Genomic DNA, 25,941 nt, shown 5'->3' with positions numbered 1-25,941 from the left:
TCCATGCACCCGCGTCAGCCCTGGACGACCTTCGCCTCCACGCACCCCCCGCGTCAGCCCTGGATGACCTGTACTTCCGTGCACCCGCGGAACTCCGCGTAGGGCGCGGCCTCGGCCGCGACCGTGTCCCGATCGACGTCCCCCTCGACCGTGATCATCAGCTTGGCGCCCTTCTTCTGCTGCCGCCACAACCCCGCCGTCTCGCCGTCCAGAAGGATCACCCCGGGGTTGCCGGTCTTCCTCCAGATCCGCGGCCGCAGCCCCGGGTCAGGCGCCAGCGTGCCCCGGTCTCGCAACTGCAGAAACGGCTCGTACGGCGGCAGCAGCCGCATCCCCTTGGGCCGCTCCGCCCCCTTGAGCTCGGCCAGATCCTCGGCCAGCACGAACCCCCCGCCCGCCTCGGCCATCTCCCCCGCGACCTTCGCCCAGGAGCGCGCCGCGTAGTGGACGCTGACCCCCGCCCAGGAGGCGAAGTCGTCAGCCGTACTGGGCCCGTAGAGCCGCAGATACCGCCGCACCAGCCCCGCCCGCGCGTCCTTGTCCGCCGGCACCCCGGCCAGCCACTGATCCACCCGCATCAACGACGCCTCGTTGCCGACCCGGGGCGCGATCGCGAACTCCCCCGTCAGCGAAGCCGCCCGCGTGAGAATGGCGCTGAACGACGAGAACATGTCCGGCTCCATCCACGGCGCGAACTCCGCCGGCAGCCGCGGAGCCAGCGCGCTGCCCAGCTCCCGCTTGGTGAGCGTACGCCCGTCCAGCGCGTCCCTGGTGGCCTCGATCACCCGCTCCATGGTCGCGCTGGCGCTCCTGCCCATCTGATCGAGCATCGGCAGAAACCCGGCCATCTGCGCCCGCCACGACTCCTCGTCGTCGGGCAGCAGCCCACGGGTGAACAGCGGCAGCTCCGCACTGCTCACCAGGCACGGCGAACCGCGCAGGCTCCACGTCTGGATCAACGTGCGCCGCTTGGCGATCGCCGCCTCGACCTCCGCGACGCCCACCTCGGCCCGGGCCCGCAGCGCCAGTTGCGCCGACCCGGGCGGCGTGTTCTGCGGCGCCGTGGCCGCGGCGTCGGCCAGCGTGCCCCGCTCGTCCAACTGGTGCCGGCGCAGCCGGAAGGCGATGACCTGCTCTCGTTCGACGTTCATGAACCCGCCCGCGTCCTCTCTGCCCGAACCGACACTATCCACCTCATAAGATCCATGACCATGGAAAGTCACCTGGCCGGTGCGGGCGAGATCGGCGTCCTCGTCCTGGCCGGATCCAGCGGCCGGATCGACTCCGCCCGATGCGACCTGCTGGCCGCACACGGTCTGACGGCTCTGTCCATCCGCTGGTTCGGCGGACCGGGACAGTCGCCCGGAATCTGCGAGATTCCGCTGGAGACATTCGTCACCGGACTCGACATGCTGACCGAGGCGGGCGCGCGCCGGCTGACCATTCTCGGGCTGTCCAAGGGCGCTGAGGCGGCCCTCTCGCTCGCCTGTGTGGAGCCGCGGGTGGAGACCGTGGTGGCGCTGTCGCCGTCCTCGGTGGTCTGGGCCGGTTTCGGCGTGGCGGGGCCGTACCGGTCCTCGTGGACCTGGCGCGGCCGCCCACTCCCCTTCGCCCCCTATCCCCCGGAATGGCCGGCCGACGGCCCGCCCACCTCCTTCCGCGCGTTCTACGAGCGTGGCCTCGCGGCGGCTCCCGCCGAGTCCGCCATTCCCCTGGAACGCTCCCGCGCCGACGTGGTCCTCGTGGCCGGCGGCGACGACCAGATGTGGCCATCCCTGACGTTCGCGCACGCCCTGACCGCGCGGCGCGAGGTCCGCCTCGTCTCCCACCCGCGGGCCGGCCACCGCCCGCGCCTGCCCGGCGAGCCCGCCCCCGCGCCGTCCGCCTCCTATGTGTACGGCGGAAGCCCGCACGCCGACGCCGAACTCGGGGAAAGGGCGTGGCCCGAGATCCTCAGGGCACTTCGGGGGCGGACATGAAGAAGGGCCCACGCCGAGGCGTAGGCCCTTCTTCAGTAGACGGTGCGCAGGTCGCCTATCGGCGAAATGCACAACGCGGCTCCAGCCGAACGGTAGTCCGCGAAGGCGGTAAATGAGGCCCTGGGACACTGGACACACCGGCTACGGGTTGTGTAACCACCCCCCAGCCAAGAACATTCCCGGGCTAGGCGACCGTCCCGTAGAGCGGCGCCCCGGCCCACTCGTACACCAGATGCACCACCCCGGTGCTGGTCACCCGCGACGCGGCCAGCTTGAGCCCCGCGGGCACCGTCCCCTCGGAGAACAGCCGCTTGCCCTCCCCGACCACGACGGGGAAGACCAGCAGGTGATATTCGTCCACCAGCTCGGCCTCCTGAAGGGTGCGCAGCAGGTCGCTGCTCCCCTGCACGAGAATGGCCCCGTCGGTGCTCTTCTTGAGCTCGGCCACCGTCTGCGCGGCCTCGCCCTGAAGCACGTGGCTGTTGTTCCACGTCACCTCCTTGGGCGAGCGGGTGGTGACGTACTTGGCCATGCTGTTGATCTTGGCGCCGCCGTCCTCATCCGACACGTCCGGCCAGTACGAGGCCAGAATGTCGTAGGACTTGCGCCCCAGCAGCATCCCGTCCGCCCGCTCGAGCACGTCCGCCATGATCTCGTTGAAGTCCTGGTCGACGTGAGCCGGCAACCACCCACCCCGCGTGAACCCGTTGGACTCGTCCTCGGTCGGGCCACCGGGCCCCTGCATGACGCCGTCCAGCGACACGAACGTCCCGACGATCAGCTTGCTCGCCATCTTCCCGCTCCCTCTGTTTCTTCCTGCTCTCTGTCTGTGCCCACAGCGTGCCGGGAGCGGCTTAAGGTCTCCCTACGATTCCCCTACGAGCCCTCAAGGTCAGTCTTCGGGCCGGAGCGACCCGCGCCGTGCCTTCCGCGTGGAGGCCAGCGCTCCGGCCAGGCCACTCACCACGCAGACCAGCACCAGCCCCGCGTACTGCGGGACGGAGTAGGCGAACCCCGCCCGGCCGGTCGCGGCCTTGCCGAGCGCGGCGAGCGATGCGGCGGCGATGCCCGTCCCGAGCAGCGTCCCGGCGCACGTCACGGTCAACGTCTCCCAGCACACCATCCTGGTGAGCTGCCGCGGCTTGGTCCCCAGGGTGCGCAGCAGCCGGATCTCCTCGGTCCGCTCGGCCATCGTCATCGCCGTCGCGTTGAGCACCGAGATCACGGTGTAGGCCACCGCAGATCCCACCAGCACCGGCGCCGCCCACGCCGCCGGCCCCGTGCGGGTGATGTCCACCGCCGCGTCGGTGGTCGCCACGGCGAACAAGAAGGTGCAGGCGAGCGCGATCGTCAGCATCACCGGGGACGCGGCCGCCATCGCCCGGCGCGGCTGGGTGATCAGCGAGGACCTGGCCAGCATCCCTGCGCCCGGGTCGAGCCGGGCCGCCACCGCCCCGAACAGCCAGCCCATCCCCCGCAGCGCGACAGGGCCCAGCGCGGACGCGCCCACGCAGAGCGCCATCGTCGCCCCCAGCCCGGTCGGCACCGCGGCCGACTCCTTCACCTGCGGCACCAGGTACAGCAGCACGATGCCCCCGGCCAGCGCCGCCACTCCGAAGACCGCCCTGGGCCAAGGCAGCAGCCGCCGCTGCGCCGCGCTCTCCCGCAGCACTTCAAGCGGCCCCACGCCCACCGCCTTGCGCGCCGCGGCCCGAGCCGCCAGCAGCGTCACCACCAACCCCACCACCAGCGCCAGGATGAACGGCCCCGCCGTGACCTTCACCGGGACACCCATCGGCGCCAGCCCGGTCATCCTCATGAACGCCGCCATCGCCGCCGCGTAAGGGACGGCCAGCAGGCAGCCCGCCACGCTCGCCAGCGCGGCCACCACCATCGCCTCCGCTGTGACGAGCCGGCTCACCTGCCGCGGCGTCATGCCGATCGACCGCAGCAGCGCCCAGGTCCTGCGCTGGCGCAGCACGTACAGGCTCAGCATGCCCGCGACCACGAAGACCGACACGAACCCCGACACCGCGGCCGACAGCACCAGCAATCCCATGACGCCGCTCAGCTCGTCGCGCGCTCCGGCGCCGGATACCACCATGCCGCTGCCGCCCACCAGCATCACGGCCAGCAGCACCGCCGCGAACGAAGCGGCGAAGCCCATCCGGTTGGTACGGACGTTGTTCCAGGCGAGTACGAGTGTCACCGCCGGCCGCCCAGCCGCATGCCGATCTGGTCGGCGGAGGGCTTGTTCAGGATGTCGACGATCCGCCCGTCGGTCAGGAACAGCACGCTGTCGGCCCCGGCCGCCGCCTCCGGATCGTGCGTGACCATCACCACCGTCTGCCCGAACTCGTCAACCGCCTCCCGCAGCAAGGCCAGCACCTCGTGCCCGCTACGGCGGTCCAGCGCCCCCGTCGGCTCGTCGGCGAACAGCACCTCCGGCCTGCCCAGCAGGGCGCGGGCGATCGCCACCCGCTGCTGCTGTCCACCGGACAACTGCGAGGGACGATGCCCTTCCCGCCCGGCCAGCCCGACGCGGTGCAGCAGTTCCCGCACGCGTGACGGGTCGGGCCGCCGCCTGGCCAGCCTGGTGGGCAGGATCACGTTCTGCCAGGCGGTCAATGACTGCACCAGGTTGAAGGCCTGGAAGATGACGCCGATCCGGTCGCGGCGCAGCACCGCCAGGTCCTTCTCCCCCAGACGGGTGATGTCCTGCCCGGCGATCCGAACCGCGCCCGAGTCCGGCCGGTCCAGCCCTGCCGCGCACTGCAGCAGCGTGCTCTTCCCCGACCCCGACGGGCCCATCACGGCCGTGAAACTGCCACGCGGAAACCCGACACTGACCTGACCGAGCGCCGCCACCTCGGTGGCGCCCTTCCCATATGTCCTGGTCACTTCCTCAAGGACAACTGCATGATCACGCATGACCAGCAGCGTGCCGGACCAGACCCGTCACCGCCCATCAGGCATCACCCCGGTCGGCCCCTGACCTCACAACCCTGAGCGCGACCGGGGCACCACCAACATCCCCGCAGGTAGCCGCCCCACACCGACCAGAAGTCCAGCCACTGCGCTCCCTCACCGGGCCCGAGCCGATGCGGCCCCCGGACACCTGTCTTCCGAACGTGCCTCCCACCCAGTAGTCGTCGACGGAGATGACTGATGGCCGACGGGTTCGCCGAGTACGTGGCGCACCGCCATCTACGGCTGTGCCGGATGGCGTACCTCCTCGCCCGGGACTGGGGCACGGCCGAGGACCTGGTGCAGACAGCGCTGGTCAAGGCTTGGGCGGCCTGGCGGCGGATCGAGGGCAACCCCGATCCGTACGTCTATCGCATCATCGTGAACACCCACGCCTCGTGGTGGCGCCGGCTGTGGCGGGGCGAGGTGCCGGTCAAGACCCTGCCCGAGACGGCCGACCCGCATGACCAGACCACCGCGGTGGACGACCAGGTGGCGCTGTGGAAGGCCATCGCACCCTGTCGCCACGCCAGCGGGCGGTGATCGTTCTGCACTACTTCGAGGGGCGGACGCTCACCCAGGTCGCCGACATCCTCGCTGCTCGCTGGGCGCGGTCAAAAGCCAGCTCGGCAGGGCCCTGACCCGTCTCCGGCTCGATCCGGACATCCGCACCATGAACCTGGAGGAGCTCCAGCGATGAGGCATACGGAAAGCAATCTGCGCGCTCCTGGAGAAGCACGCCCACGACCCGACCTTTGGGGAACCGGTCCCCCACCTCGACGCGATCATCCGGCGAGGCCGCCGGACCCGCCGGTCCCGGCGCGCGCTGAGCGTCGGGGCAGCGCTGGCCGTCGCCGCCACCGCCGCCGTCCTGCTGACGGGCACCGTCCGGACGGACCGGGCCGTGGTGGCCCAGCCGCCCAGCTCGGCGCGGGTCGAGGCGCGCCCGGAACTGCCCGAGACGTTCCCCGTGGTGCTGGGAGCCGAGAGGTTCACCCTTTCCCTCATCCACTCCCAGCGCTTCGGTACGATAGACGTCCGCCGGACCGTCACGTTCACACCGACAAGTGTCTCCGCGGTACAGGTGTGGGTCTTCCCCGCGGACGCCCCCGTCGTCAAGGTCGCCGAGGAGCTCGGCCGCTGCCGGCAGTTCTCCAAGTCGGTGACGTGCGACGAGCGGGCGGCCATTGTCGCGCTTCTCCATCAGGACGTGCGCGAACGTCTCTTGGCGGAGGTCGGCGAGCGGCTCGGCGAGTGGGCGGTCGGCGTCTACGACCGCCCTGCCGCCGGAACCCCTGAGACTCCCAAGCCCCTTCGGAGCCGTCGAACGCGGCCAGAGCCCTCCGTGACCGCGGACGGCCAGGCTCCTGAGGAGATCAATGATCTTTGAGCCAGGATTCCAAGGCGTTCAGCTCGCGCAAGGGGAAGGTCTCGCCGCTCCACTGCCGGGCGTACTCCTCCTCCCCCAGGTCGAAGAGCAGTCGCCTGACCGATCGGACCACCGCCCCAACGAGCGGACGCACCTCGCCCAGAAGCGTGAACACCTCCCGCCCCACCTCATCCGGCTCAGGCCGCATCCGGTCCGGGAACGTGAGGATGCGTACGCTCGCCGAAGCCGCCCGCAAGCCGACGACGAACCTACGTATCCGCGGATACAGCCGTATCCCTGGCTATCTCCCATTGTCATCGTGCCCCGTCAGCGCGTGGCGGCTTAGCTGAACGTGATGATTCCTTCACGAATTCCTACGGTCGACGATCCGGGACTGCGCTTGATGCAGCAGCTTCGCGCGGAGCTTGAACGTCTCGGGATCGCCGCTGATCTACATCACGGGTATGGGGTGGCTCTGCTCAGCGTGTAGGTGGAGCTGGTCGTCTGGCCGAACGGTGCGTGACCGCACTGAAAGCCCACCGCGCACGCCAAGAGGTGATGCGCACCGACGCCGGAGACCGGTGGAAGGATCACAACCTGGTCTTCGTCGCCTCCGCGGTCGGCACGCCACTCGACGCGCACAACGTCAGGCGCTCCTTCCGCGCCATCCTCAAGAAGGCGGGCCTGGACGATAAGGAGTGGACCCCTCGGGAGATGCGGCACAGCTTTGTCTCTCTGCTCTCGGACTCAGGCGTCCCTCTGGAGAACATCTCCCGCCTCGTGGGCCACAGCAACACGACGGTCACCGAGACGGTCTACCGCAAGCAGCTCCGCCCGGTGCTCCTGGAGGGCGCCGAAGCGATGGATCGACTCTTTCCAGACGGATGATGCATGATCATCACACAGCTTCACACGACGAAGGGTGATCATTGAAGCGCGTAAGAGAAGCCCGTCGCGGCGGAGCTCGTGGTTTCGTCCTCGTCGGCTGGTTGTTCCTCATTTTGGGCGTCGGTATGGGAACGGGGAGCGACGCGACCTCAGCGGTAATCGCGTTGGTAGGTGTGGGCCTGGGATGTCTCGTCACAGCCGTCGTGCTGGCGATTGAGGACCTTCACCGCCGCTGATCAGAACCCGTAGTCACTCAGTTGGTCACCCAGCAACGCAGAAGGCCGCCTCCGATCTCTCGGAAGCGGCCTTTGACCTGGGTGGAGATGAGGGGATTCGAACCCCTGACCCCTTCGATGCGAACGAAGTGCGCTACCGGACTGCGCTACATCCCCAAGGACTCGACCAGATTAGCAAACTCCCTGGGGTCCTCGCGCCACCGATTCAGTCCCCGACCGCCCGCCGAGGCGGTTCCGCGTACTGGTCGAACAGGACGTCCGGCTGTCGTGCCGTGAACTCGATGATCTCGGCTTCCCGCTCGGCCTCCAGCCGCCGCTGCTCCCGGACCCGCCGCCGCCGTTCGGCACGGGACTGGGCGGCGCGGCGCCGCCGTTCCTGATCCACCTGTACGGCGATGCGCAGGAACCCAAGATAAGCCGCCATCACCACGATTGAGGGAGCAACCCCCCACCACGGCATCATCCGCACCGCCGCCGTCACCAGCGACGCGATCACCAGCAACGACGTGAAGAACAGCAACCGCCGCCGCCGGGCCACGATGATCGCCCGTCGCCGCGCGCGGAACTGCCGAGGGTCCACGACGGGCGCGGCGGGTTCCTCGATGGAGTACTCGCCGGTGTCCGGCTGGTCCATCAGCGAGGCGCCCTGCACCTGCTCCAGGTCCGGCAGCTGGTGCTCGCCCGTGTAGTACTCCTCTTCGAGCTCGGCCAGCTCGGCGAGGTTCGTCTTGTCCCTGCGCAGCCACATCGGGACAAGGACGCACAACCACATGACGACGATGGCGAGATAGAGGAGGACGCTGCTCACGACCACCTCCGGACACGATTAAGGGCAGCATGAAAACGCCTGTGCGTTCTTGGCGTCTTCGATGTGCTCACGTCACGCACCGTAAGACCGCGTGTCACTAATTGACGAGCATTCGATGCGGTGTGTCGCGAGATCGTCAAACCTCTTCTACCGGAGACCCACCGTGAGCCGCTGACTCACGCGCGCGACGCCACTGCACGAGTAGACCGCCGGGAACGTCCTCGACGGTCAACGCGTAGCAGATGTGGTCGCGCCAGGCTCCGTCGATGTGGAGTTGGCGACGCCGAATGCCTTCTTCCCTGAAACCGAGCTTCTCAACCACTCTTCTGCTCGCGTGATTTTCCGGCCGGATGTTGGCTTCGATGCGGTGCAGCCCGGTGGTGAAGAAGCAGTGGTCGACGGCCAGGGCGAGCGCCGTCGGCGTGATGCCGCGCCCGGCGAGCGCGCCGTCGACCCAGTAGCCGACCTGCGCGGAACGGGCGGATCCCCACACGATCGCGCCGACGGTGAGTTGTCCGGCGAAATGCCCCTGATAGGTGACGACCCAGGGCAGCGCCATGCCTTGGCGGGCTTCTCTGCGCAGCGTGCCGACCATGGACACGTACGGTCCGAGACCGGTCCTGAACAGCGGCGTCTCCGGGTTGCTCGGCTCCCATGGGCGCAGCCATTCGGCGTTGCGCAGGCGCGTCTCGCGCCACACCCGGACGTCTCCCAGCCGCAACGGCCGCAGACCCACTGGCCCTTCGCTCAGAGTCGCCGGCCAGCCACGAAGTCGATCCACACCCTCATCATCCCCCCATCGGACGTCATGTCGCCACGCATCAGCGCGGGTGATCGCCGCCGCGGATCTGCTCGACCGCGTGCTGAAGGATGGGCGCGAGTACGGCCACGCCGTCGCGCACGCCACCGCTGGAACCGGGCAGGTTGACGATGAGGGTGTCGCCCGCCTGGCCGGCCAGACCTCGCGACAGAATCGAGGTCGGCACTTTTTCGCGATTCGCCTGCCGGATGGCCTCCGCAATACCCGGAATTTCCCGGGAAATTACCCGGGCGGTCATTTCCGGAGTGAGATCCATTGGCGTGAGCCCGGTGCCGCCGGTCGTGATGATCACTTCGTATCCGCCCGCGATGCCGTCGCGCAGCGCGGCCTCGACCGGATCGCCGTCGGGAACCACCACAGGACCGTCCACTTCACACCCCGCCTCACCCAGCAGCGAAACCAGAAGAGGTCCGGATTTATCGGCGTAAATCCCGGCGGAGGCGCGGTTGGAGACCGTGATCACCAATGCCCGGATCACCCATGCGCGGATCATGGCCGTGTCCAATGGCCGGTCTTGCCGCCGGTCTTCTCCTCCACCCGTACGCCGGTGATCACCGCGGCCGGATCGACCGCCTTCACCATGTCGATCAGAGCCAGCGCCGCCACCGACACCGCGGTGAGCGCCTCCATCTCCACGCCCGTGCGGTCGGCCGTCTTGACGACGCAGATGATGTCCACGCCCTCGTCGACGATGTCGAGCGTGACCTTCACCCCGTGCAGCGCGATCGGATGACACAGCGGGATGAGGTCGGGCGTGCGCTTGGCGCCCATGATGCCGGCGATCCTGGCCACGCCCAGCGCGTCGCCCTTCGGCACCTCCCCGGAGCGCAGCAGCGCCACGGCCTCCTCCGACAGCAGGACGCGGCCGGTCGCGGTCGCGGTGCGCGCGCCGACGTCCTTGGCGGAGACGTCGACCATGCGGGCGGCGCCGGATTCGTCGAGATGGGTGAAACTCACAGTCTGATCACCTGCACAGCAGCGCCCGCCGGTACGTCGGTGACGTCCTCGGGCACCAGGATGAGGGCGTTGGCCGAGGCCAGCGCCGCGAGCTGGTGGGAACCCTGGCCGCGTACCGGAGTCACGGTGCCGTCCTCCGACAGCACGCCGCGCAGGTAGGAACGCCGGCCCGCGGGCGAACGCAGCGGCCCGACGACATAGGCCGTCGACGTCTCCGGGGCTCCGGCCGGCAGTCCGCGCATCTGACGCAGCGCCGGCCGTACGAACAACATGAACGAGACGAAGGACGAGACCGGATTGCCGGGCAGCGCGAAGATCGGCACCTGGTCCTCGCCGACCACGCCGAAACCCTGCGGCATGCCCGGCTGCATCGCGACCTTCTCGAAGCGGACCGTGCCGAGCGGCGCGAGCGCCTCCTTGACCGGCTCGTAGGCGCCCATCGAGACACCGCCGCTGGTGATGATGGCGTCGGCCCGCACGAGCTGGGCGTCGAGCTGCTCCAGGAACGTGGCCGGGTCGTCGCCCACGGTCGCGGCGCGGTAGCCGTCGCCGCCACTCTCGCGGACGGCGGCGGTGAGGGTGAAGCTGTTGGAGTCCCAGATCTGGCCGGGGCCGAGCGGGAGTCCGGGTTCGACCAGTTCGGCGCCGGTGGAGAGCACGACCACGCGCGGGCGCGGGCGCACCCACACCCGGCGGCGGCCGACGCCGGCCACGATGCCGAGCTGGGCGGGGCCGATCACCGTGCCGGGGCGGAGCACGACCTCGCCCGCCCGCACGTCCTCACCCGCCCGGCGGATGGCGTTGCCCAGGGGCGCGGCCTGGTTGATCGTGACCGTGACGGTGCCGCCGTCGGTCCACTCCACCGGCACGACGGTGTCGGCGCCGGCCGGAACGGGCGCACCGGTCATAATGCGTACCGCGTGACCCTGCCCGACGGCACGCAGCTCGTCGGATCCGGCCGCCACGTCGTCGATCACCGGCAACGTGACGGGAACCGCCGCGAGGTCGGCCGCGCGTACGGCATAGCCGTCCATGGCCGAGTTGTCGAACGGCGGCAACGGCACCGGGGAGCCGACCTCCTCGGCCAGCGTGGTGCCCAGCGACCGCTCAAGCTCGAGCTCGAGCGGCGCCAGCGTACGCACCGTGGCCAGGATCTCGGCCAGGTGCGCGTCAACCGATTTCACGAAGGAACTCCCGCAGCCACGGAACGAACTCGGGGGCCAGGTCGGGCCGGTCGGCGGCGAACTTCACCACGGTGCGCAGATAGTCGAGCTTGTCGCCGGTGTCGTAGCGGCGCCCCCGGAACAGCACGCCGTGCACCGGCCCGCCCTCCGAGCTCGGCCGCCCGGCCAGCGTACGCAGGGCGTCGGTCAGCTGGATCTCGCCGCCGCGGCCCGGCGGCGTGTTCTCCAGCACCTCGAAGACGGCCGGGTCGATGACGTAGCGGCCGATGATCGCCCAGTTGGACGGCGCCTCCTCGACCGGGGGCTTCTCGACCAGGTCGGTCACCCTGACCACGTCGTCCTCGCCGGTGGCCTGGATGGTGGCGACGCCGTACAGGGAGACCTGCTCCTTGGGGACCTCCATGAGCGCGATCACGCTGCCGCCATAGGTGCCGCGCACCTCGATCATGCGTTTGAGCAGCTCGTCGCGGTAGTCGATCAGGTCGTCGCCCAGCAGGCAGGCGAAGGGGTGGTCGCCGACGTGCTGCTTGGCGCAGAGCACGGCGTGGCCGAGCCCCTTCGGCTGGCCCTGCCGCACGTAGTGCAGGGTCGCCAGCGCGGCGGGCTCGCGGACCTGGGACAGCTTGTGCTCGTCGCCCTTGGCTTCGAGCACCTCCTCCAGTTCGAAGGCGCGGTCGAAGTGATCCTCTATCGACCGCTTGTTCTTCCCCGTGACCATGAGGACGTCGAGGAGCCCGGCGGAGGCGGCCTCCTCGACGACATACTGGATCGCGGGCTTGTCGACGATGGGCAGCATCTCTTTGGGTGTCGCCTTGGTCGCCGGGAGGAACCGGGTGCCCAGACCCGCGGCGGGCACGACGGCTTTCGTCACAGGGTCGAAGTCAGCCATGAGTAGACCCTAGTGGAGGTACCTGTGGACAAGATGAAGCTGCGCCGGGACCTGATCGAGGCGCGTACCTCGCTCTCGCCCGAGCAACGCAGGGCAAACGCGACAAGCATCCGGGAAACCCTCCTTGATCAGCCGTGGGTCCAGATGGCGGGGCTGGTGGCGTGCTACTGGTCTATCGGAAGCGAGCCGGAGACGCACGGGCTTGTCTTCGCCCTGTGGAAACACGGGGCCACAGTGATCTTGCCTGTGCACAAAGATGATGACGATCTGGACTGGGCGGTATACGACGGGCCAGATACCCTCGCACCTGGACGATCCGGGATCATGGAGCCCATCGACACCCGGCGCGGCGTGGACGCGATCCGTACCGCCGCACTGGTGATCGTCCCGGCCCTCGCCGTCGACGCCCGCACCGGCGTCCGGCTCGGGCGCGGCGGCGGTTCCTACGACCGGGCCCTGTCCAGGGTCGGTCCGAACGTCCCCGTGGTCGCCTTGCTGCACGACGGCGAGCTGATCGACGGCGTCCCCGCCGAGTCCCACGACGAGCGGGTCCGTTATGCGGTGACTCCTATGGGACTCACTAGGCTTATGTGACTGCAAAGAGAGAGGGGGCCAGGTGACCGTCGAGTTCTGGCTCCTTCTTGGTGGCGCGGTCTTCATCGCCGCCATCGCCTCCGTCCGCATCGCCCACCGCAGCGGGCTTCCGAGCCTGCTTCTGTTCCTCGGCTTCGGGCTGTTGCTGGGCGAGAGCGGCTTCGGCATCCAGTTCGACGACCCGAACCTGGCCAAGCACATCGGCCTCACGGCGCTGGCGGTGATCCTGGCCGAAGGTGGCCTGACCACCAACTGGAACCACGTTCGCCGGGCCGTGCCGCTCGCGCTGATCCTGGCCACGGTGGGCGTGGCCGTGAGCATCCTGGTCGTCGCGCTCGCCGTCGCCGGCCTGCTCGGCTACGAGTGGCGGGCCGCGCTGATCCTCGGCGCCGTCCTGGCCTCCACCGACGCGGCCGCGGTCTTCTCCGTCCTGCGCCGCCTGCCCCTGCCACCGCGCCTGGCGGGCATCCTGGAGGCCGAGTCCGGCTTCAACGACGCACCCACGGTCATCGCGGTCGTCCTGCTGAGCAGCGTCGCCGACCCCATCCCCGGCCTCGGCGAGTTCGTCATGAAGACCGGCGCCGAACTGCTCATCGGCGCCGTCGTGGCGCTGGCCGTCGGCCCGCTCGGGGCCTTGGCGCTGCGCCACGTCGCGCTGGCCGCCTCCGGCCTCTATCCGCTCGCGGTCCTCTCCCTCACCTTCCTGGCGTACGGCGGCGCCGTACACCTGCATGGTTCCGGGTTTTTGGCCGTCTACCTGACGGCGCTGATCCTCGGCAACGCCCGCCTCCCCCACCGGGCCGCCACCAGGGGCTTCGCGGAGGGCGCGGCGTGGCTGGCGCAGATTCTGCTGTTCGTCATGCTCGGGCTGCTGGCCAGCCCCGGCGAGATGCCCAAGGCGGTGATCCCCGGCCTCATCGCGGGAACGGTCCTCGTGCTGCTGGCCAGGCCGATCTCGGTCATGGTCTCGGCGCTTCTGGCCCGGATGGCCCGCATGGGCAGGACGGGTCTGCGCGAACAGGCCTTCCTGTCCTGGGCGGGACTGCGCGGGGCGGTGCCGATCGTGCTCGCGACCATCCCTTGGGCGGCCGAGGTGAAGGGGTCGGAGGACATCTTCAACCAGGTGTTCGTCATCGTGATGGTGTTCACGCTGCTGCAGGGACCCACGCTGCCGTTCGTGGCCAGGCTTCTGGGCGTGAGCGCGCCGGGCGAGGTGCACGACCTGGAGGTGGAGGCGGCCCCGCTGGAGGAGCTCAACGCCGACCTTCTGCAGGTCAAGGTGCCGCCGGGCTCGCAGCTGCACGGCGTGGAGATCTTCGAGCTGCGGCTGCCCGCCGGGGCGAACGTCACGCTGATCGTGCGCGAGGGCAGATCGTTCGTTCCGGCCACGACCACCCGGATCAGGGCGGAAGATCAGTTGCTTGTCGTGACCACCGCGAGTTGCCGCGAACAGGTCGAGCTGCGGCTGCGGGCGGTCAGCCGCCGTGGCAAGCTGGCCGGATGGTACGGCGAGCGGGGTCTGGAATGAAAGTTTGACCCCATCGGTTAGCATTAGCAGTCGCCACGGTCGAGTGCCAACCCCTGAGGAGGAATGCGTGCCCACGTACCAGTACGTCTGCAACGACTGCGGGCAGCCTCTCGAGGTCGTTCAGAAGTTCTCCGATGACGCGCTGACCGTCTGCCCAAGTTGTGAGGGCAAACTGCGCAAGGTGTTCTCGGCCGCAGCGATCGTGTTCAAGGGGTCGGGCTTCTACAAGACCGACAACCGTTCGTCGTCCACGAGCGCCACCACGACGCCCGCGTCCTCCACTCCGGAGAAGACCGCCACCCCATCGACGACCTCGTCTTCGTCGTCGGAGAAGTCCTCCACCCCCGCCGCGGCCTCCAGCTGATTAGCCCGGCCGGTCGGCGTCCGCGCCGAGCAGCTCGGGCGCGATCCGCTCACACAGGCGCACCAGCTGCGGGCTCGGCCCCCAATCCGCCACCAGCCTGCCCAGCCCGGCCTTGGCCTGCTCCAGGAGCCGCTCGGCCGCCGCGTCGCCCTGCTCGGTCAGCCGTAGCGAGTCGCCGTCGGGCGAGCGCGTGACGAGTCCGCGCTCGGTGAGCCTGTCCACGTACGGCCGGCCCTCCTGTCTGCTGACGTTGGCCCGTTCCGCCAGGTCGGCGGCCTTGACCCAGCCCTCCCCGCCCAGCCTGGCGATGACCCAGACGCTCTGGGGAGGCAGGCCGGACAGGCCCGCGAGCTGGCCCAGGCGTACGTAATAGTCCTTGCGCAGGTCGGCGTCGGCCAGCCGTACCAGACCTCTTTCCACCTCCGCGAGCGAGGAGCGCTCGGCGGAGGTCGCGCCCAGGCCCTCGCCGTAGTCCATGGCCTTGGTGGTCTCGCGCAGGCGTTGTTCCGGGATGAACCAGGACAGCAGGAACGCGACGAACAGGATGGGCGTGCCCACCAGGAAGACGGTGGCGATCGCGTCGGCGTAGACGTGGAGAAAGTCCTGGGCGAGGGGCCCCGGGAGCTTCTGGATGAGTGTGGGGTCCTTCTGGATGTTCGCGGGGTCGACGCCGGGCGGGATAGGGGTTTTGGCCACCAGTTCCGCCATGTCGGCGTTGAGCCTGCCGGTGAAGACCGCGCCCAGCGTGGCGACGCCGAAGGAGCCGCCGATCGAGCGGAAGAACGTGGCGCCCGAGGTGGCCACGCCGAGATCCTCGAAGTCGACGGCGTTCTGTACCACGATGACCAGGACCTGCATGGTCATGCCCAGGCCGACGCCCAGGACGAGCAGGTCGATGCTCATGACCAGGGTGCTGCTCGTCTCCGTCAGGCGGGAGAGCATGAACATGCCGACGGTGGCGATGAAGGTACCCGCGATCGGGAAAAATCTGTACTTGCCGGTGCGGGAGATGATCTGCCCGCTGACGATGGACATGGTCAGCATGCCCGCCATCATCGGGAGCAGATGGACGCCGGACAGCGTGGCGCTGACGCCATGGACCGTCTGCAGGTAGAGCGGCAGATAGGTGAGGGCGCCGAACATGCCGAAACCCACCACGAAGCCCACGATCGACGTCATCGAGAACGCTCTGAGCCTGAACAGCTTGAGGGGCATGATGGGCTCGGCCGCCCGCCGTTCCGCGAAATATGCCGCGATGAGGAGCGCCACGGCGGCGAGCCCGAGTCCGACGATCTGCGGACTCGTCCACGCGTACATGGTGCCTGCCCACGTGGCGATCAGGACCAGACAGCTGGTGGCACCGCCGATCGTCACCACGCCCGCGTAGTCGATCTTGTGCGAGGTCCTGCTCTCGTGGCCGGGCAGGACCGCGATGATCACGAACAGCGCCACCGCGCCGACCGGCAGGTTGATGTAGAAGACCCAGTGCCAGGACAGATGGTCCACGAACAGGCCGCCGAGCAGGGGCCCGACGATGCTGGAGACGGCGAAGACGGCCCCGAAGAAGCCCTGGTACCTGCCGCGCTCGCGGGCCGGCACGACGTCGCCCACGATCGCCTGGGCCAGCACCATGAGCCCGCCGCCGCCGAGCCCCTGAAGGGAACGGAACAGGATGAGCTGGCCCATGTTCTGACTGAGCCCGCAGAGCGCCGATCCGATGAGGAAGATGACGATCGCCCCGATGAACAGTCCTCTGCGGCCGTACTGATCGCCGAGCTTGCCCCACAGCGGCGTGGAGACCGTGCTGGCCAGCAGGTACCCCGTGACCACCCACGACAGCTGCTCCAGCCCGCCGAGGTCGCTCACGATCGTCGGCAGCGCGGTGGACACGATCGTCTGGTCGAGCGCCGCCAGCAGCATGCCCAGCATGAGCGCGACGATGATGAGGCCCAGCCCTTTTTGCCGCATATCGAGATCGTACTGTGTGTAGTCTTTCGACTACTTTTCGGAGTGGCCTCTGTCCACAGCCACCCCACTGTCCACAGAACGCCGCTCTGCCCCACCCGCCCCCCAACCCCTCCCGCTAATCTCTGCGGCATGCGTGCAGACATCGGCGTCATCGGCGGTTCCGGCTTCTACTCCCTGCTCGACGACGCGGAGGAGATCACCCTCACCACCCCCTACGGGCCACCCAGCGACGTCGTCACCATCGGCCGCATCGGCTCGCGATCGGTCGCGTTCATCCCCAGACACGGGCGCGACCACCGCTTCCCGCCGCACCGCATCCCGTACCGCGCCAACCTCTGGGCGTTGCGCTCGCTCGGGGTGCGCCAGGTCCTCGCGCCGAGCGCGGTCGGCTCCCTGAAGGCCGAGCACGGGCCGGGGACGATCGTCGTCCCCGACCAGATCGTCGACCGGACCTCCGGCCGCGTGCAGACGTATTACGACATGGGCGGGGCCGTCCACGTCTCCTTCGCCGACCCCTACTGCCCGTCCGGCCGCGCGGTCGCGGTGTCCTCCGCCCGCGCCGGCGAGTGGAACGCCGTCGACGGCGGCACGCTCGTCGTCATCGAGGGGCCGCGCTTCTCCTCACGCGCCGAGTCTCAGTGGTTCGCCGCCAACGGCTGGACGATCGTCGGCATGACAGGCTTCCCCGAATCCATCCTGGCCAGAGAGCTCGCCCTCTGCTACACCTCGCTGTCGCTGGTCACCGACCTCGACGCCGGCGTGGAGGCGGGCGCGGGCGTCACCCATGACGAGGTCCTGGCCTTCTTCGCGCAGAACGTCGCCCGCATGCGCACGCTGGTGGCCGACACGGTGAAGGCCCTGCCCGCGGAGCGCACCTGCCCCTGCGGCTCCACCCTCGACGGCATCAAACTCCCCTTCGACCTGCCATGAAACGCCGCCTGATCGCGGCCGTCCTGGCCGCCACCGCGACCCTCGCCGCGCTGCTGGCCGTACTCCCCGAGCCCGGCACCCCCGTGGTCGTGGCCGCCCGCGACCTGACCCCCGGCACACTGCGCCCAGGCGACCTGCGCCTGGCCCCGCTCAACGCGCCTCCCGACGGCGCCCTGCGCGCGCCGCCCGCGAGCGGCGTGCTCGCCGCGCCGATGCGCCGGGGCGAGCCCCTCACGGACGTCCGCCCCCTCCATCCGGTACGGCTGGCGCCCGGCCTCGTGGCCGCGCCCGTCCGCATCGCCGACCCGGACGCCGCGAAGCTCATCGAACCCGGCTCGACGATCGGCGTACTGGCGGCGTGGGAGAGCCAGTCCGCCCAGCTCGTGGCCGACGACGTCACGGTCCTTTCGACCCCCAGGACAGAGGACGACCAGGGCGCCCTCATCGTGCTGGCCACCACGACGACACAGGCCGCCCAGCTCGCCGCGGCCCAGTCCGGCGGGCGGCTCTCCGTTATCCTTAAGCCTCACCCTGCGTAATCATTAGGCTACGATCCCTGCACATGAGTGGATTCAAGAAGTTCCTCATGCAGGGGAACGTGATCGACCTGGCCGTCGCGGTCGTCATCGGCGCGGCCTTCACCGCCATCGTCAACTCGTTCGTGGCCGACCTGCTGACCCCGCTGATCTCCGCCTTCGGCGGCATGCCCGACTTCTCCTCGCTGAAGTTCATGATCGGGCGGTCCAGCTTCAACTACGGCAACTTCATCAACGCGCTGATCTCGTTCCTGCTGGTCGCCGGGGTCGTCTACTTCCTGATCGTCCGGCCGTACACCTCGTACAAGGACCGCCTGGCCGCCGGTGAGGAGGCGACGCACCACGAGTGCCCGCAGTGCCTCACGGAGATCCCGAAGGCCGCCACGCGCTGCCCGGCCTGCACCTCGGAGCTCACCCCTGCCTAGATGAGCGAGTCGATCTTGGGATCGTACTCCCAGTGCCAGGGCTCGAACGGACTGCTGTAAGCCCAGTCGGGGTGGAACCACCCGTATCGCTTGCCGTTCTTCTCCAGCCAGTTGAACTCGGCCGACCGGAAGCGCTCCACCCCTCCGCACAGGTCGACCGCCAGCCCGAACCCGTGGTTGCTCCGCCCCGGCACCGCCGCGAACCCCGGCCGCCGATAGTAGACGGACTGCTGCTCGGAAAGGCTGCGATAGGCGTCCGTCACGCAGATCTGGCGCCCGAACTGCTTGCGATAGGCCTCGTTGAGGCTGACGAACGCGATGGCCGCGTCCGCCCGCAACATGTGCCCGCGCTGCTGCAGCGGGCAGAGCAGCGTACGAGGAATGAGCCCGTTCGGATAGGCGTCGGCCGCGGTGATCCGCAGCGGGTTACAGGCCAGGGCCGCCCGCCCCACCTTGTCAATCTTGATGCCCATCTTCACGAGCGCCGCGGTCAACGACTTCACGATCTTGTCCGAGCGCAGGCGCAGGGTGTCGATCTCCGCCGCCATCTGCGCCTCGGCCAGGAGGTTCCCGGCCCGCAGTTCCTGAGCCTCGGACGCCAGCCGTTCCGTCTCCTTGTAGAGCCGGCTGGTCTGCTCAACGGCCAGCTGCCGGACGGCGACGATCTGACTGGCGTCGCTCATGGCCCGAAGCGTCCCGACCCCGGCGTCCCCCGACAGGAACGGGATGATCCCGTCGCCACCGATGGGCTGCTGATAGAACAGCTCGGCCAGCCGCGAGACCGGCTTGCGGATCTCCGCCAGCTGGCTCTCGGCCTCATCGAGGGCGCGCAGCTTGGTCTTGAGCTCCTTCTCCTGGGCAGCGACCTTCGAACGCCGCTGCTCCAGCGCCTTGGTGGCGTCCTCAAGCTCCTTGGCCGACTTCTCGGCCTCCTTGCGAAGCTCCGTAAGACTGCCGGGATCCACGACGACAGCGGCAGGAGGAACGTTGGTCGGAGCCTCGGCACGAACCGGGGGTGCGAACAGTGAAGTCATCGCCACGACGACCGCGATCAGACCCGCTGATCGAGGAGTTGGCACGCTCGACTCCTCCGTTTGCACACTCGTTACCTTGGTCAGGCACGCACGTTACTACAGCCCCCCGAGTGCCCGGACCCAACTCCGGAGAGCCGCTATATCCCGTTTAGGGTTTTTAACCCGCATCCCCACCCCGCCCCTCACAGTTCACTAGCCGTCCACCCAGCGCCTCAACCCGCTTGACCCAACCACCTACCAAACCTGGAGCCCCCCACTCCCGCCCATTGCCCACCCACGCACCCCACCCGGCCCCTCACACCCCGGAACCGCACCGCCAGCCCGTGCGGCCGTCAGTCTCGTCAGGCCGTCAGCGTCGTCGGGCCGCCAGTGTCGTCAGGCCGTCGGTGTCGTCAGGCAGGAGGCTGCTCCCGCTCCCGGCACAACTCCCAGAGCCAGGTCTCCTCCCACTCCCCCGGACACCCACTCCTCTGCTCCTGCTCCCGCTCCCCCCGAACCGGCTCCGGCGCCTCCCGCCGCACCACCGATTCCCCGGCAGGAGGAACCGCAGGCACATCCACCACCCGCACCCTCACCTCCTCCGGCTTCCGAGGCGCCGGCAGGCTCCCCTCGTAGACCAGATCCGCCCGAGCCGGCGCAGGCACATAAACCGGCTCAAACGCCAACCCCACCCCCGGCGGCACCCTGTCCACGGCGACCCGCTCCCCGTCGTACCCGACGCCCTCCCCCACCATCAGCCCGCCGGCGAGAATCGCCGGCGCGAGCAACGCGGCCACCAGCACCGTTGGCCTCTGTTTACGTCCCCTGTTCGTCACCCGCCCGACGCTATCCACGCACCATGATCGGTTAGGGGATCGCTGGCGATCCCTTTACCCCACCCCATCCCAGTACTGACCCCGCCAGCCCCGGCAACTCACCCCCGCCCGGGCGACCCATGCGCTCCCAGACTTCGCTAGGCTTGTCGCGTCCGCCTCCGTAGCTCAGGGGATAGAGCACCGCTCTCCTAAAGCGGGTGCCGCAGGTTCGAATCCTGCCGGGGGCACGCTTCTCGACCAGGCAATTTGGCCTCTGACCTGCGGCTTTCCTGCCTCAGATCTCTTGCGTTCCAGCCCCTTGATAGGTCGCCGAGAGCACCCGTATGCAGCCGTAGGATCTTGATCACGGGATATATGCGGGATGATCTTCAGTGCGTTTCCCCAGCTCAGCGAAACAGTTCGGCTTCAGTGCGGCGGTGGAGAAGCTGCGGCAAGGACGGAAGCCGAGACAGCACATATGGTCGCACGGGAAGGCAAGGCTGCAGGAGGGCTGAGCTCGGTAGCCCACGCATGGACCTCTGGAGTCCAAGATCCAGCTGCGGCAGGATGAGGTCCATGGTCGCGTACTGGTGGTCGCAGCGGTCCGATGAGACCTTTTTCATGGAGATCACGCGACGAGACGACATCGGCAGCGATGTGAAAGCGCCCATCGCCGCTCGGGGCGGTGTGAGCACGCCAGGCTACGCACTGGTCAGTGCCGTCCAGGCCAACAATCTCGTCATTCACTACGACAGCGCCGCAGAGCAGATCGTGGGCGTCAGCCGCGCGACAGGTGAGCGGTACAACGAGCCGATCTGGTGGGTCGCACGTGGCTCCTACGCGAGACAAGCCGGCGCCAAGCCCGAATGGCTCCCTGGCCTCGTCGTTGCGCTCGCGGACTATCGCCCACTGGCCGAACCACTGCCCTTGGCGGTACTCCGGCAACGCCGATTAGCCCTGTTCGCCGTCCGAGACGCCTTACAGGCAGACTTCCCACGACAGCGGCTCTACTTCCCGTGGATTCAGTACCAGGATTCCCTACGGACCTGGCAGACGTACCTCGCCAAATTCCCGAACGCGGTGCTCGATGTGCTCCCTGAGGTGAAGGAAGCCGTGGAGGCACTCGTCGAAAAGCAGCCCCCTACGGTCCTCACTCGGAGCGACGTTGAGGAGGCCGAACGTCGGGTCGCCGCTGCCGCCGGCCGCCCGCGGACGCCTCGCAAAGGCCAAGGCTTCGCCACCGACCAGTGGGTGAAGGTAGCGGTCGAGACGCACGCCATGAACGAGGCTCTCCTCCACTACAGCAAGCTGGGCAAGGCTACGGACACCTCTCGTACCGGGAGCTTCGACTATGTGGTCGAGATCAACGGCGTCTCTTGGCATGTCGAGGTGAAGGGGACGACGGGCGATCCACAGGAGATCCTCCTTACGCCGAATGAAGTCCGGCACGCCAAGGAGTACCCGCACGTGGCCCTGTTCGTGCTGAGCAACATCACCGTGAACCGCGACGACCAGGGTGAGATCTCTACGAGCGGAGGCAAAGCCTCGATATTTCACCCCTGGTCTCTAGATCAAGCTCGGCTGTCACCCATCGGCTACAAGTACGACCCATGAAGTCGTGACCAGAATCCACTTGCAGGCCCGCATGTCCTCAATCGACCCGGCCAGAGCACGCACATCGTTCGGCGACACCGGACCCTTGTACCGCTTCGCCTGGATGATACAGACGCCACCCATGACAGGATCCTCGTTGACCACGACGCCGTCCACGCCGTCGTCTCTGGACGACTGCGTCACCCAGGACTTCATGCCGCGCTTTCGGACAACGGCAGGATCAGATGCTCGAACTTCAGGGGATCCATCTCAACGATGTTCGGCCGCCCGTCGAGCCCTGAGGCGGCATAGACCTCGTCGATGAACTTACAGCGCGACAGGTCGAAGTCGACGACTGGTTCCACCGCGACAAGGTCATAGGGGTTGTGGGGAGACGAGCGCGTTCAGGTGCTGCCTAATACGGCAGCCGCCATTCGTTAGTTGAGCTGGATATATGCGGTGGCCAGGCGGGCGCGGCCGTGGAACCAGCGGGCGCGTGCTTGATGGCGGCGTCGCCAGGCTGACCAATGTGCAGCCTGTTCCAGGGTCGGCGTCTGGCCGGTGACGGTGCTGAACAGTCGCTTGATCTCTGCGACCGTCAGCGGGATCAGGCCGGAGATCTCGGGCGGCGTTTCGTCGAGACAGGCAAGGCGCGTGGCCTGGGTGTCGGTGCGGTGCCGGGCCGGGGCGGTGGTGACCGCGCAGACCGCCAAGGCGGCAATGACCAGCACGAGGTGCCGCAGGAGCGCCTCGTGGAGGCGGCCCTGGGACTCGTCCGGGCCGAACAGGTCCTGTCCGGCTTGGAAGCTCTCCTCAACCGGCCATCTCAGCCCGACCCCAGAGACTAAAAGCACCCCGCCAGCCTATGCCCCTCTGGGTGAAGCTCTACCGTCGTAACTACGGGGAGAGAACTGCCTTGATAGAAGCTACGGGCAAACGCCTGATCCTCAGCCTCGCGACGCCAGGCGCCAGACTGACTCTTCGTCCACACTTTTCCTTCGGCATCCACAAAGTGCATCAATAATTGGGATACATATCTAGCTTGAGAAGCCTCGCGTGCACTAGGGATATCACCTACCTCACTTTTTGCAGCCCAGCGTTTGATGACCTCTTCAGCCTCCGGGACTTTTATTTTTGCTTCCCTGCACGCATCCAAGACAAAATGGAACTGCACTTCGACTACAACCTCAGAGTTGTACTGGATGAACACCTCTCCAAGAATCGTCGCCTCGCTTCGATTGGCATTTATTACTTTGACGTTCTTATTGTCATAGGTAACACCAACTCGGCCAATGAACTCCTCATCAGCCAAGTCGCGTTGTCGAGCTAACTGGTCCTGGGCAATTCGGAGCTGCTGTGCCGCAACCTTCGTCTGTTGAGCTGCAAAGTAGACGGCCAGGACAGCTCCAAGGCCAGCGAGCAAGGTCCCAGCACCAACCAGAAAAGGACTCATTTCGTTGAGGATTGCGATGAGGCCCCGTCGCTTCTCAGTTCGCCAGCTTCGCCTTGACTCCATGTTGCGAGAACGTAGAACCGCTACCGCAAGTTCCCGCCCATTTTAGACTCATCTGCGTACAAGTCTGTCGATACAGTACGTATTGTAGACAACGAAGCGCGAAGTTCTGATTTGTCTAGTACGACAGCCGCAATTCACTGTGTGACCTGGCATAACGCACGACTGACCGATGCGATCTTTCGATGGGATAGCCGTACAGCGAGAGCAGCCGCTCGTGATCATGTCTGTGTGACGAGAACAAGATCCAAAGCGGCTGCCCTCATCGTAGAGGCCACGCGCGTGCAACGGAACCTCGACGACCTCTTGACCGCGCTGGGCACCGATTTTCCAAGATCGAACCACGGCTGCAGGCCGCCAAGTACGTCCGAGCCGTCATGTCCGTGTCGCCCAGACGCAACGGCTGGACGATCGCCGAATGGATCGGCGACCGCCGTCCGGATGCTACCCAGCGGCTGTTGAACCGAGCCAGCTGGGACACCCGGGGCACGATGAGCGCCATCCGCCGCTTCGCGGTGGCCTGCCTGGACGTTGCCGCCCGGCCGGGCAGCCTGACCGTGGGAGCGCTGGATGAGTCCTGCCAGGAGAAGAAGGCCACGGCGACGGCCAGCGTCAAGCGCCAGCACATGGGCTGCCCGGGCGGCATCGACAATGGCATCAACCTCGTCCACCTGGCCTACGTCCGCGCCGGCGCGGGACGCACGCTGATCGGCTCGCGGCAGTAGATCCCCGCCGAACAGATCAGCGACTCGGTCAAGGCGATCGCCACGGGCCTGCCCCTGGAGCTGACCTTCGCCACCAAGGGGGAGCTGGCCATCGATCTGTTCACCGACGCTTACGCCGACGGCGTGCGCCTGGACGCACTGCGTATCTTATTGGAAGAGCACGGCCAGGCCTTCGTGCTGCGCGTGCGCGCCACCTTTACTCTCACGCTCGGCGGTGGCACCTGCCTGACCTGTGACCTGACTTTTATCACTCTGGCGTTTCTGGCCCTTCTGCAGGGCTGTGACCTTTGGTTTCAGTTCGCAAGGTGCGCACTAACGGGTCCTTCTAAGCTGTCGGCGTGTCTCCCTACGTGCGCACGGTGAAGACCGCGTCAGGCGCGAGTGCGGTGCAGATCGTGCACTCCTCCCACCGGGGCTCGCGGGATATCGAGCACATCGGATCCGCGCATGACGACGCCGAGCTCGAGTTGCTGAAGGCGGTGGCGCGGCAGTGGATCGCCGCCGGTAAGACCGAGCTGGATCTCGGGCTGGACGACAGCCCGCAAGCGGGCGGCCCGCTGGAGATCATCGGCTCCCGGATGGGCCACTTGCACGAGGCGTATCCCGGGCCTATGACCAGCTGGGCTTCGGCGAAGCGACCGGGGAAGACGAGCTGTTCCGCGCGCTGGTGATGGCGCGGATCACCGAGCCGACCAGCAAACAGGACAGCCTGCGGGTCCTGGAGGAGGCCGGCATCGATCCGCCGTCCTATCCGACGGTCAATCGCCGCCTGCCCGCCTACGCTGAGTCCGAATGGCGCGCCAGCCTGGCCGCGGCGTGTGCCGCGCATGCCCGGCTGGGACCTGCCTCCCTGGTGCTGTACGACGTCTCCACGCTGTACTTCGAGACCGGCGCCGGCGGGTTCCCGCTGATGGTGGAGGCCTTCGAGAGCAACAAGGCCGAGACGCACACCATGCTTCCAGTGACTCAGGCGTTCATGACCGCCCACCGGCTCGCCGACGTCACCATCGTCGCGGACGCCGGGATGATCTCCGAGACGAACAAGCAGGCCATCGAACAAGCAGGCCTGTCGTTCATCCTCGGCATGAAGATCCCCGAGGTCCCCTACGTGGTCCAACAGTGGCGTCGCGAGCACCCGGACACGCCGATCCCCGACGGGCGCATCTTCATCCAGCCCTGGCCCGCTGCGGCCGGCCCGTCCCGCCGAGACCAGACGATCTACTACCAGTATCGGGCCGACCGGGCTCGGCGCACCCTGCGTGGGATCGACGAGCAGGTCGCCAAGGCCGAACGCGCCGTCGCCGGCCGGTCAAGCGCAACAGGTTCATCCGGCTCGACGGCGCACTCAGGAGCGTCAACCGGGACCTGGAGGCCACGGCCCGGGAACTGGCCGGGCTCAAGGACTACATCACCAACCTGCCGGGCGCCACGCCCGAGTTCGTGATCGACGCCTACCACCGGCTCTTCCAGATCGAAAAGTCTTTCAGGATGAGTAGCCACGACCTGAAGGCCCGGCCGATCTACCACCACAAACGCGAGTCCATCGACGCCCACCTGACCATCGTGTTCGCCGCCCTGGCCCTCTCCCGGTGGATCGAGAACACCACTGGCTGGTCCATCAAGAAGTTCGTCCGAACCACCCGCCGCTACCGCACCATCACCATCAGCGTCGGCCAGCACACCCTCACCGCCGCGGACCCGCTACAGAGGATGAAAGCCTGAGGTGACACGGCGTGGTTGCGTGTTCATCGGCTGGTTCGGGAGTATGCCGGTGGGATGCGTTATCCGGATGGTGGTGGTCTGACCCCGGCGGCGCGAGCCAGGCGTGAACAGATCCGCT

The 25,941-nt window shown here is 67.9% G+C and carries 31 protein-coding genes, 2 tRNA genes and 1 pseudogene; 15 read left to right on the top strand and 19 right to left on the bottom strand.

The window, feature by feature from the left end; genetic code table 11:
• Positions 1–53: 53 nt before the first annotated feature.
• Positions 54–1,151 (bottom strand): winged helix DNA-binding domain-containing protein, encoded by a 1,098-nt coding sequence (locus ACIBHY_RS20740; protein WP_397251823.1) that lies wholly within the window; start codon positions 1,149–1,151, stop codon positions 54–56.
• Positions 1,152–1,211: 60 nt separating this feature from the next.
• On the opposite strand from ACIBHY_RS20740, the gene ACIBHY_RS20735 reads away from it, so the two are divergent.
• Positions 1,212–1,979: an acyl-CoA thioester hydrolase/BAAT C-terminal domain-containing protein gene (locus tag ACIBHY_RS20735; RefSeq protein ID WP_397307479.1), complete on the top strand. Its 768-nt coding sequence runs from the start codon at positions 1,212–1,214 to the stop codon at positions 1,977–1,979.
• A 184-nt stretch (positions 1,980–2,163) separates the two neighbouring features.
• Here ACIBHY_RS20735 and ACIBHY_RS20730 read toward each other — a convergent pair whose 3' ends face one another.
• The 3 genes from ACIBHY_RS20730 to ACIBHY_RS20720 all read right to left on the bottom strand — a co-directional run bounded on the left by ACIBHY_RS20730 (position 2,164) and on the right by ACIBHY_RS20720 (position 4,910).
• The gene (locus tag ACIBHY_RS20730; RefSeq protein WP_397307478.1) at positions 2,164–2,772 is read right to left on the bottom strand and encodes a dihydrofolate reductase family protein; all 609 of its coding nucleotides are present in this window, start codon (positions 2,770–2,772) and stop codon (positions 2,164–2,166) included.
• 99 nt (positions 2,773–2,871) lie between these two features.
• Positions 2,872–4,188: an FtsX-like permease family protein gene (locus tag ACIBHY_RS20725; protein ID WP_397307477.1), complete on the bottom strand. Its 1,317-nt coding sequence runs from the start codon at positions 4,186–4,188 to the stop codon at positions 2,872–2,874.
• Positions 4,185–4,910, bottom strand: coding sequence for an ABC transporter ATP-binding protein (locus ACIBHY_RS20720; RefSeq protein ID WP_397307476.1), 726 nt, complete (start codon positions 4,908–4,910; stop codon positions 4,185–4,187). The genes ACIBHY_RS20725 and ACIBHY_RS20720 overlap by 4 nt, the downstream gene beginning before the upstream one ends.
• 237 nt (positions 4,911–5,147) lie before the next feature.
• Between ACIBHY_RS20720 and ACIBHY_RS20715 the strand changes: the two genes are divergently transcribed.
• The 3 genes from ACIBHY_RS20715 to ACIBHY_RS20705 all read left to right on the top strand — a co-directional run bounded on the left by ACIBHY_RS20715 (position 5,148) and on the right by ACIBHY_RS20705 (position 6,336).
• Positions 5,148–5,489 carry a sigma factor gene (locus ACIBHY_RS20715; protein WP_397307475.1) on the top strand — a complete coding sequence of 114 codons (342 nt, stop codon included), beginning with the start codon at positions 5,148–5,150 and terminating at the stop codon, positions 5,487–5,489.
• Positions 5,447–5,587 carry a sigma factor-like helix-turn-helix DNA-binding protein gene (locus ACIBHY_RS20710; protein WP_397307474.1) on the top strand — a complete coding sequence of 47 codons (141 nt, stop codon included), beginning with the start codon at positions 5,447–5,449 and terminating at the stop codon, positions 5,585–5,587. The genes ACIBHY_RS20715 and ACIBHY_RS20710 overlap by 43 nt, the downstream gene beginning before the upstream one ends.
• 263 nt (positions 5,588–5,850) lie before the next feature.
• Positions 5,851–6,336 (top strand): hypothetical protein, encoded by a 486-nt coding sequence (locus ACIBHY_RS20705; protein ID WP_397307473.1) that lies wholly within the window; start codon positions 5,851–5,853, stop codon positions 6,334–6,336.
• Here the strand turns inward: ACIBHY_RS20705 and ACIBHY_RS20700 are convergent.
• Positions 6,323–6,490: a hypothetical protein gene (locus tag ACIBHY_RS20700; protein WP_397307472.1), complete on the bottom strand. Its 168-nt coding sequence runs from the start codon at positions 6,488–6,490 to the stop codon at positions 6,323–6,325. The two genes, ACIBHY_RS20705 and ACIBHY_RS20700, sit on opposite strands and share 14 nt — an antisense overlap.
• A gap of 383 nt (positions 6,491–6,873) precedes the next feature.
• Here ACIBHY_RS20700 and ACIBHY_RS20695 point away from each other — a divergent pair, with 383 nt between their 5' ends.
• Complete coding sequence (locus ACIBHY_RS20695; RefSeq protein WP_397307471.1) at positions 6,874–7,203, top strand: tyrosine-type recombinase/integrase; 330 nt, start codon at positions 6,874–6,876, stop codon at positions 7,201–7,203.
• Between the two features lie 318 nt (positions 7,204–7,521).
• Here the strand turns inward: ACIBHY_RS20695 and ACIBHY_RS20690 are convergent.
• From ACIBHY_RS20690 to galU, 7 genes are all read right to left on the bottom strand, one after another.
• Positions 7,522–7,595 (bottom strand) — tRNA-Ala (locus ACIBHY_RS20690).
• A gap of 49 nt (positions 7,596–7,644) precedes the next feature.
• A complete protein-coding gene (locus ACIBHY_RS20685; RefSeq protein ID WP_397251828.1) occupies positions 7,645–8,247 on the bottom strand; it encodes a hypothetical protein in 603 nt (200 codons plus the stop codon).
• A gap of 136 nt (positions 8,248–8,383) precedes the next feature.
• Entirely contained in the window at positions 8,384–9,028 is a 645-nt protein-coding gene (locus tag ACIBHY_RS20680) for a GNAT family N-acetyltransferase (protein WP_397251829.1), read from the bottom strand.
• A 40-nt stretch (positions 9,029–9,068) separates the two neighbouring features.
• The gene (locus ACIBHY_RS20675; RefSeq protein ID WP_397307470.1) at positions 9,069–9,560 is read right to left on the bottom strand and encodes a molybdenum cofactor biosynthesis protein B; all 492 of its coding nucleotides are present in this window, start codon (positions 9,558–9,560) and stop codon (positions 9,069–9,071) included.
• On the bottom strand, positions 9,557–10,024 hold the full coding sequence (moaC, locus tag ACIBHY_RS20670) for a cyclic pyranopterin monophosphate synthase MoaC (RefSeq protein ID WP_397307469.1): 468 nt from the start codon (positions 10,022–10,024) through the stop codon (positions 9,557–9,559). The genes ACIBHY_RS20675 and moaC overlap by 4 nt, the downstream gene beginning before the upstream one ends.
• On the bottom strand, positions 10,021–11,208 hold the full coding sequence (gene glp / locus ACIBHY_RS20665) for a gephyrin-like molybdotransferase Glp (protein WP_397251831.1): 1,188 nt from the start codon (positions 11,206–11,208) through the stop codon (positions 10,021–10,023). Before glp ends, moaC begins: the two co-directional genes overlap by 4 nt.
• Positions 11,195–12,097: a UTP--glucose-1-phosphate uridylyltransferase GalU gene (gene galU, locus ACIBHY_RS20660; RefSeq protein ID WP_397251832.1), complete on the bottom strand. Its 903-nt coding sequence runs from the start codon at positions 12,095–12,097 to the stop codon at positions 11,195–11,197. Before galU ends, glp begins: the two co-directional genes overlap by 14 nt.
• A 24-nt stretch (positions 12,098–12,121) precedes the next feature.
• Between galU and ACIBHY_RS20655 the strand changes: the two genes are divergently transcribed.
• The 3 genes from ACIBHY_RS20655 to ACIBHY_RS20645 all read left to right on the top strand — a co-directional run bounded on the left by ACIBHY_RS20655 (position 12,122) and on the right by ACIBHY_RS20645 (position 14,583).
• A complete protein-coding gene (locus ACIBHY_RS20655; RefSeq protein ID WP_397251833.1) occupies positions 12,122–12,691 on the top strand; it encodes a 5-formyltetrahydrofolate cyclo-ligase in 570 nt (189 codons plus the stop codon).
• A gap of 22 nt (positions 12,692–12,713) precedes the next feature.
• Positions 12,714–14,219: a potassium/proton antiporter gene (locus tag ACIBHY_RS20650; protein ID WP_397307468.1), complete on the top strand. Its 1,506-nt coding sequence runs from the start codon at positions 12,714–12,716 to the stop codon at positions 14,217–14,219.
• A gap of 67 nt (positions 14,220–14,286) precedes the next feature.
• Positions 14,287–14,583, top strand: a complete 297-nt coding sequence (locus ACIBHY_RS20645) for an FmdB family zinc ribbon protein (RefSeq protein ID WP_379637789.1) — start codon at positions 14,287–14,289, stop codon at positions 14,581–14,583.
• Here ACIBHY_RS20645 and ACIBHY_RS20640 read toward each other — a convergent pair whose 3' ends face one another.
• Positions 14,584–16,551, bottom strand: coding sequence for an MFS transporter (locus tag ACIBHY_RS20640; RefSeq protein ID WP_397307467.1), 1,968 nt, complete (start codon positions 16,549–16,551; stop codon positions 14,584–14,586). It abuts the gene before it with no gap.
• 129 nt (positions 16,552–16,680) lie between these two features.
• Here ACIBHY_RS20640 and ACIBHY_RS20635 point away from each other — a divergent pair, with 129 nt between their 5' ends.
• From ACIBHY_RS20635 to mscL, 3 genes are read left to right on the top strand one after another with little or no spacing between them, the layout of a single operon-like run.
• Entirely contained in the window at positions 16,681–17,481 is an 801-nt protein-coding gene (locus tag ACIBHY_RS20635; RefSeq protein ID WP_397251836.1) for an S-methyl-5'-thioadenosine phosphorylase, read from the top strand.
• The gene (locus ACIBHY_RS20630; RefSeq protein WP_397307466.1) at positions 17,478–18,020 is read left to right on the top strand and encodes a flagellar biosynthesis protein FlgA; all 543 of its coding nucleotides are present in this window, start codon (positions 17,478–17,480) and stop codon (positions 18,018–18,020) included. The genes ACIBHY_RS20635 and ACIBHY_RS20630 overlap by 4 nt, the downstream gene beginning before the upstream one ends.
• A 23-nt stretch (positions 18,021–18,043) precedes the next feature.
• Entirely contained in the window at positions 18,044–18,442 is a 399-nt protein-coding gene (gene mscL, locus ACIBHY_RS20625) for a large conductance mechanosensitive channel protein MscL (RefSeq protein ID WP_397251838.1), read from the top strand.
• Here the strand turns inward: mscL and ACIBHY_RS20620 are convergent.
• Both ACIBHY_RS20620 and ACIBHY_RS20615 read right to left on the bottom strand, forming a co-directional pair.
• Positions 18,439–19,542 (bottom strand): D-alanyl-D-alanine carboxypeptidase family protein, encoded by a 1,104-nt coding sequence (locus tag ACIBHY_RS20620; RefSeq protein WP_397307465.1) that lies wholly within the window; start codon positions 19,540–19,542, stop codon positions 18,439–18,441. The two genes, mscL and ACIBHY_RS20620, sit on opposite strands and share 4 nt — an antisense overlap.
• A 326-nt stretch (positions 19,543–19,868) precedes the next feature.
• Positions 19,869–20,291 (bottom strand): hypothetical protein, encoded by a 423-nt coding sequence (locus tag ACIBHY_RS20615; protein WP_397307464.1) that lies wholly within the window; start codon positions 20,289–20,291, stop codon positions 19,869–19,871.
• A 154-nt stretch (positions 20,292–20,445) separates the two neighbouring features.
• Between ACIBHY_RS20615 and ACIBHY_RS20610 the strand changes: the two genes are divergently transcribed.
• Positions 20,446–20,518, top strand: a tRNA-Arg gene (locus ACIBHY_RS20610).
• A 328-nt stretch (positions 20,519–20,846) separates the two neighbouring features.
• Entirely contained in the window at positions 20,847–21,884 is a 1,038-nt protein-coding gene (locus ACIBHY_RS20605) for a protein NO VEIN domain-containing protein (RefSeq protein WP_397307463.1), read from the top strand.
• On the opposite strand, the gene ACIBHY_RS20600 is transcribed toward ACIBHY_RS20605, so the two are convergent.
• From ACIBHY_RS20600 to ACIBHY_RS20585, 4 genes are all read right to left on the bottom strand, one after another.
• Positions 21,855–22,079, bottom strand: a complete 225-nt coding sequence (locus ACIBHY_RS20600; RefSeq protein ID WP_397307462.1) for a restriction endonuclease — start codon at positions 22,077–22,079, stop codon at positions 21,855–21,857. The two genes, ACIBHY_RS20605 and ACIBHY_RS20600, sit on opposite strands and share 30 nt — an antisense overlap.
• Entirely contained in the window at positions 22,076–22,228 is a 153-nt protein-coding gene (locus ACIBHY_RS20595; protein ID WP_397307461.1) for a hypothetical protein, read from the bottom strand. Before ACIBHY_RS20595 ends, ACIBHY_RS20600 begins: the two co-directional genes overlap by 4 nt.
• 72 nt (positions 22,229–22,300) lie before the next feature.
• Positions 22,301–22,717 carry a hypothetical protein gene (locus tag ACIBHY_RS20590; RefSeq protein WP_397307460.1) on the bottom strand — a complete coding sequence of 139 codons (417 nt, stop codon included), beginning with the start codon at positions 22,715–22,717 and terminating at the stop codon, positions 22,301–22,303.
• The gene (locus tag ACIBHY_RS20585) at positions 22,708–23,316 is read right to left on the bottom strand and encodes a hypothetical protein (protein ID WP_397307459.1); all 609 of its coding nucleotides are present in this window, start codon (positions 23,314–23,316) and stop codon (positions 22,708–22,710) included. Before ACIBHY_RS20585 ends, ACIBHY_RS20590 begins: the two co-directional genes overlap by 10 nt.
• A gap of 287 nt (positions 23,317–23,603) precedes the next feature.
• On the opposite strand from ACIBHY_RS20585, the gene ACIBHY_RS20580 reads away from it, so the two are divergent.
• A complete protein-coding gene (locus ACIBHY_RS20580) occupies positions 23,604–24,101 on the top strand; it encodes a transposase (protein WP_397307636.1) in 498 nt (165 codons plus the stop codon).
• 386 nt (positions 24,102–24,487) lie between these two features.
• Positions 24,488–25,823, top strand: a pseudogene (locus ACIBHY_RS20575) (transposase).
• The last annotated feature ends 118 nt before the right edge of the window (positions 25,824–25,941 follow it).

The organism is Nonomuraea sp. NPDC050547, from assembly GCF_044457345.1.
Classification (GTDB): Bacteria; Actinomycetota; Actinomycetes; order Streptosporangiales; family Streptosporangiaceae; genus Nonomuraea.
The sequence above is the reverse complement of the archived record's forward strand: the minus strand, read 5'-3'. Positions and strand labels throughout refer to the sequence as shown.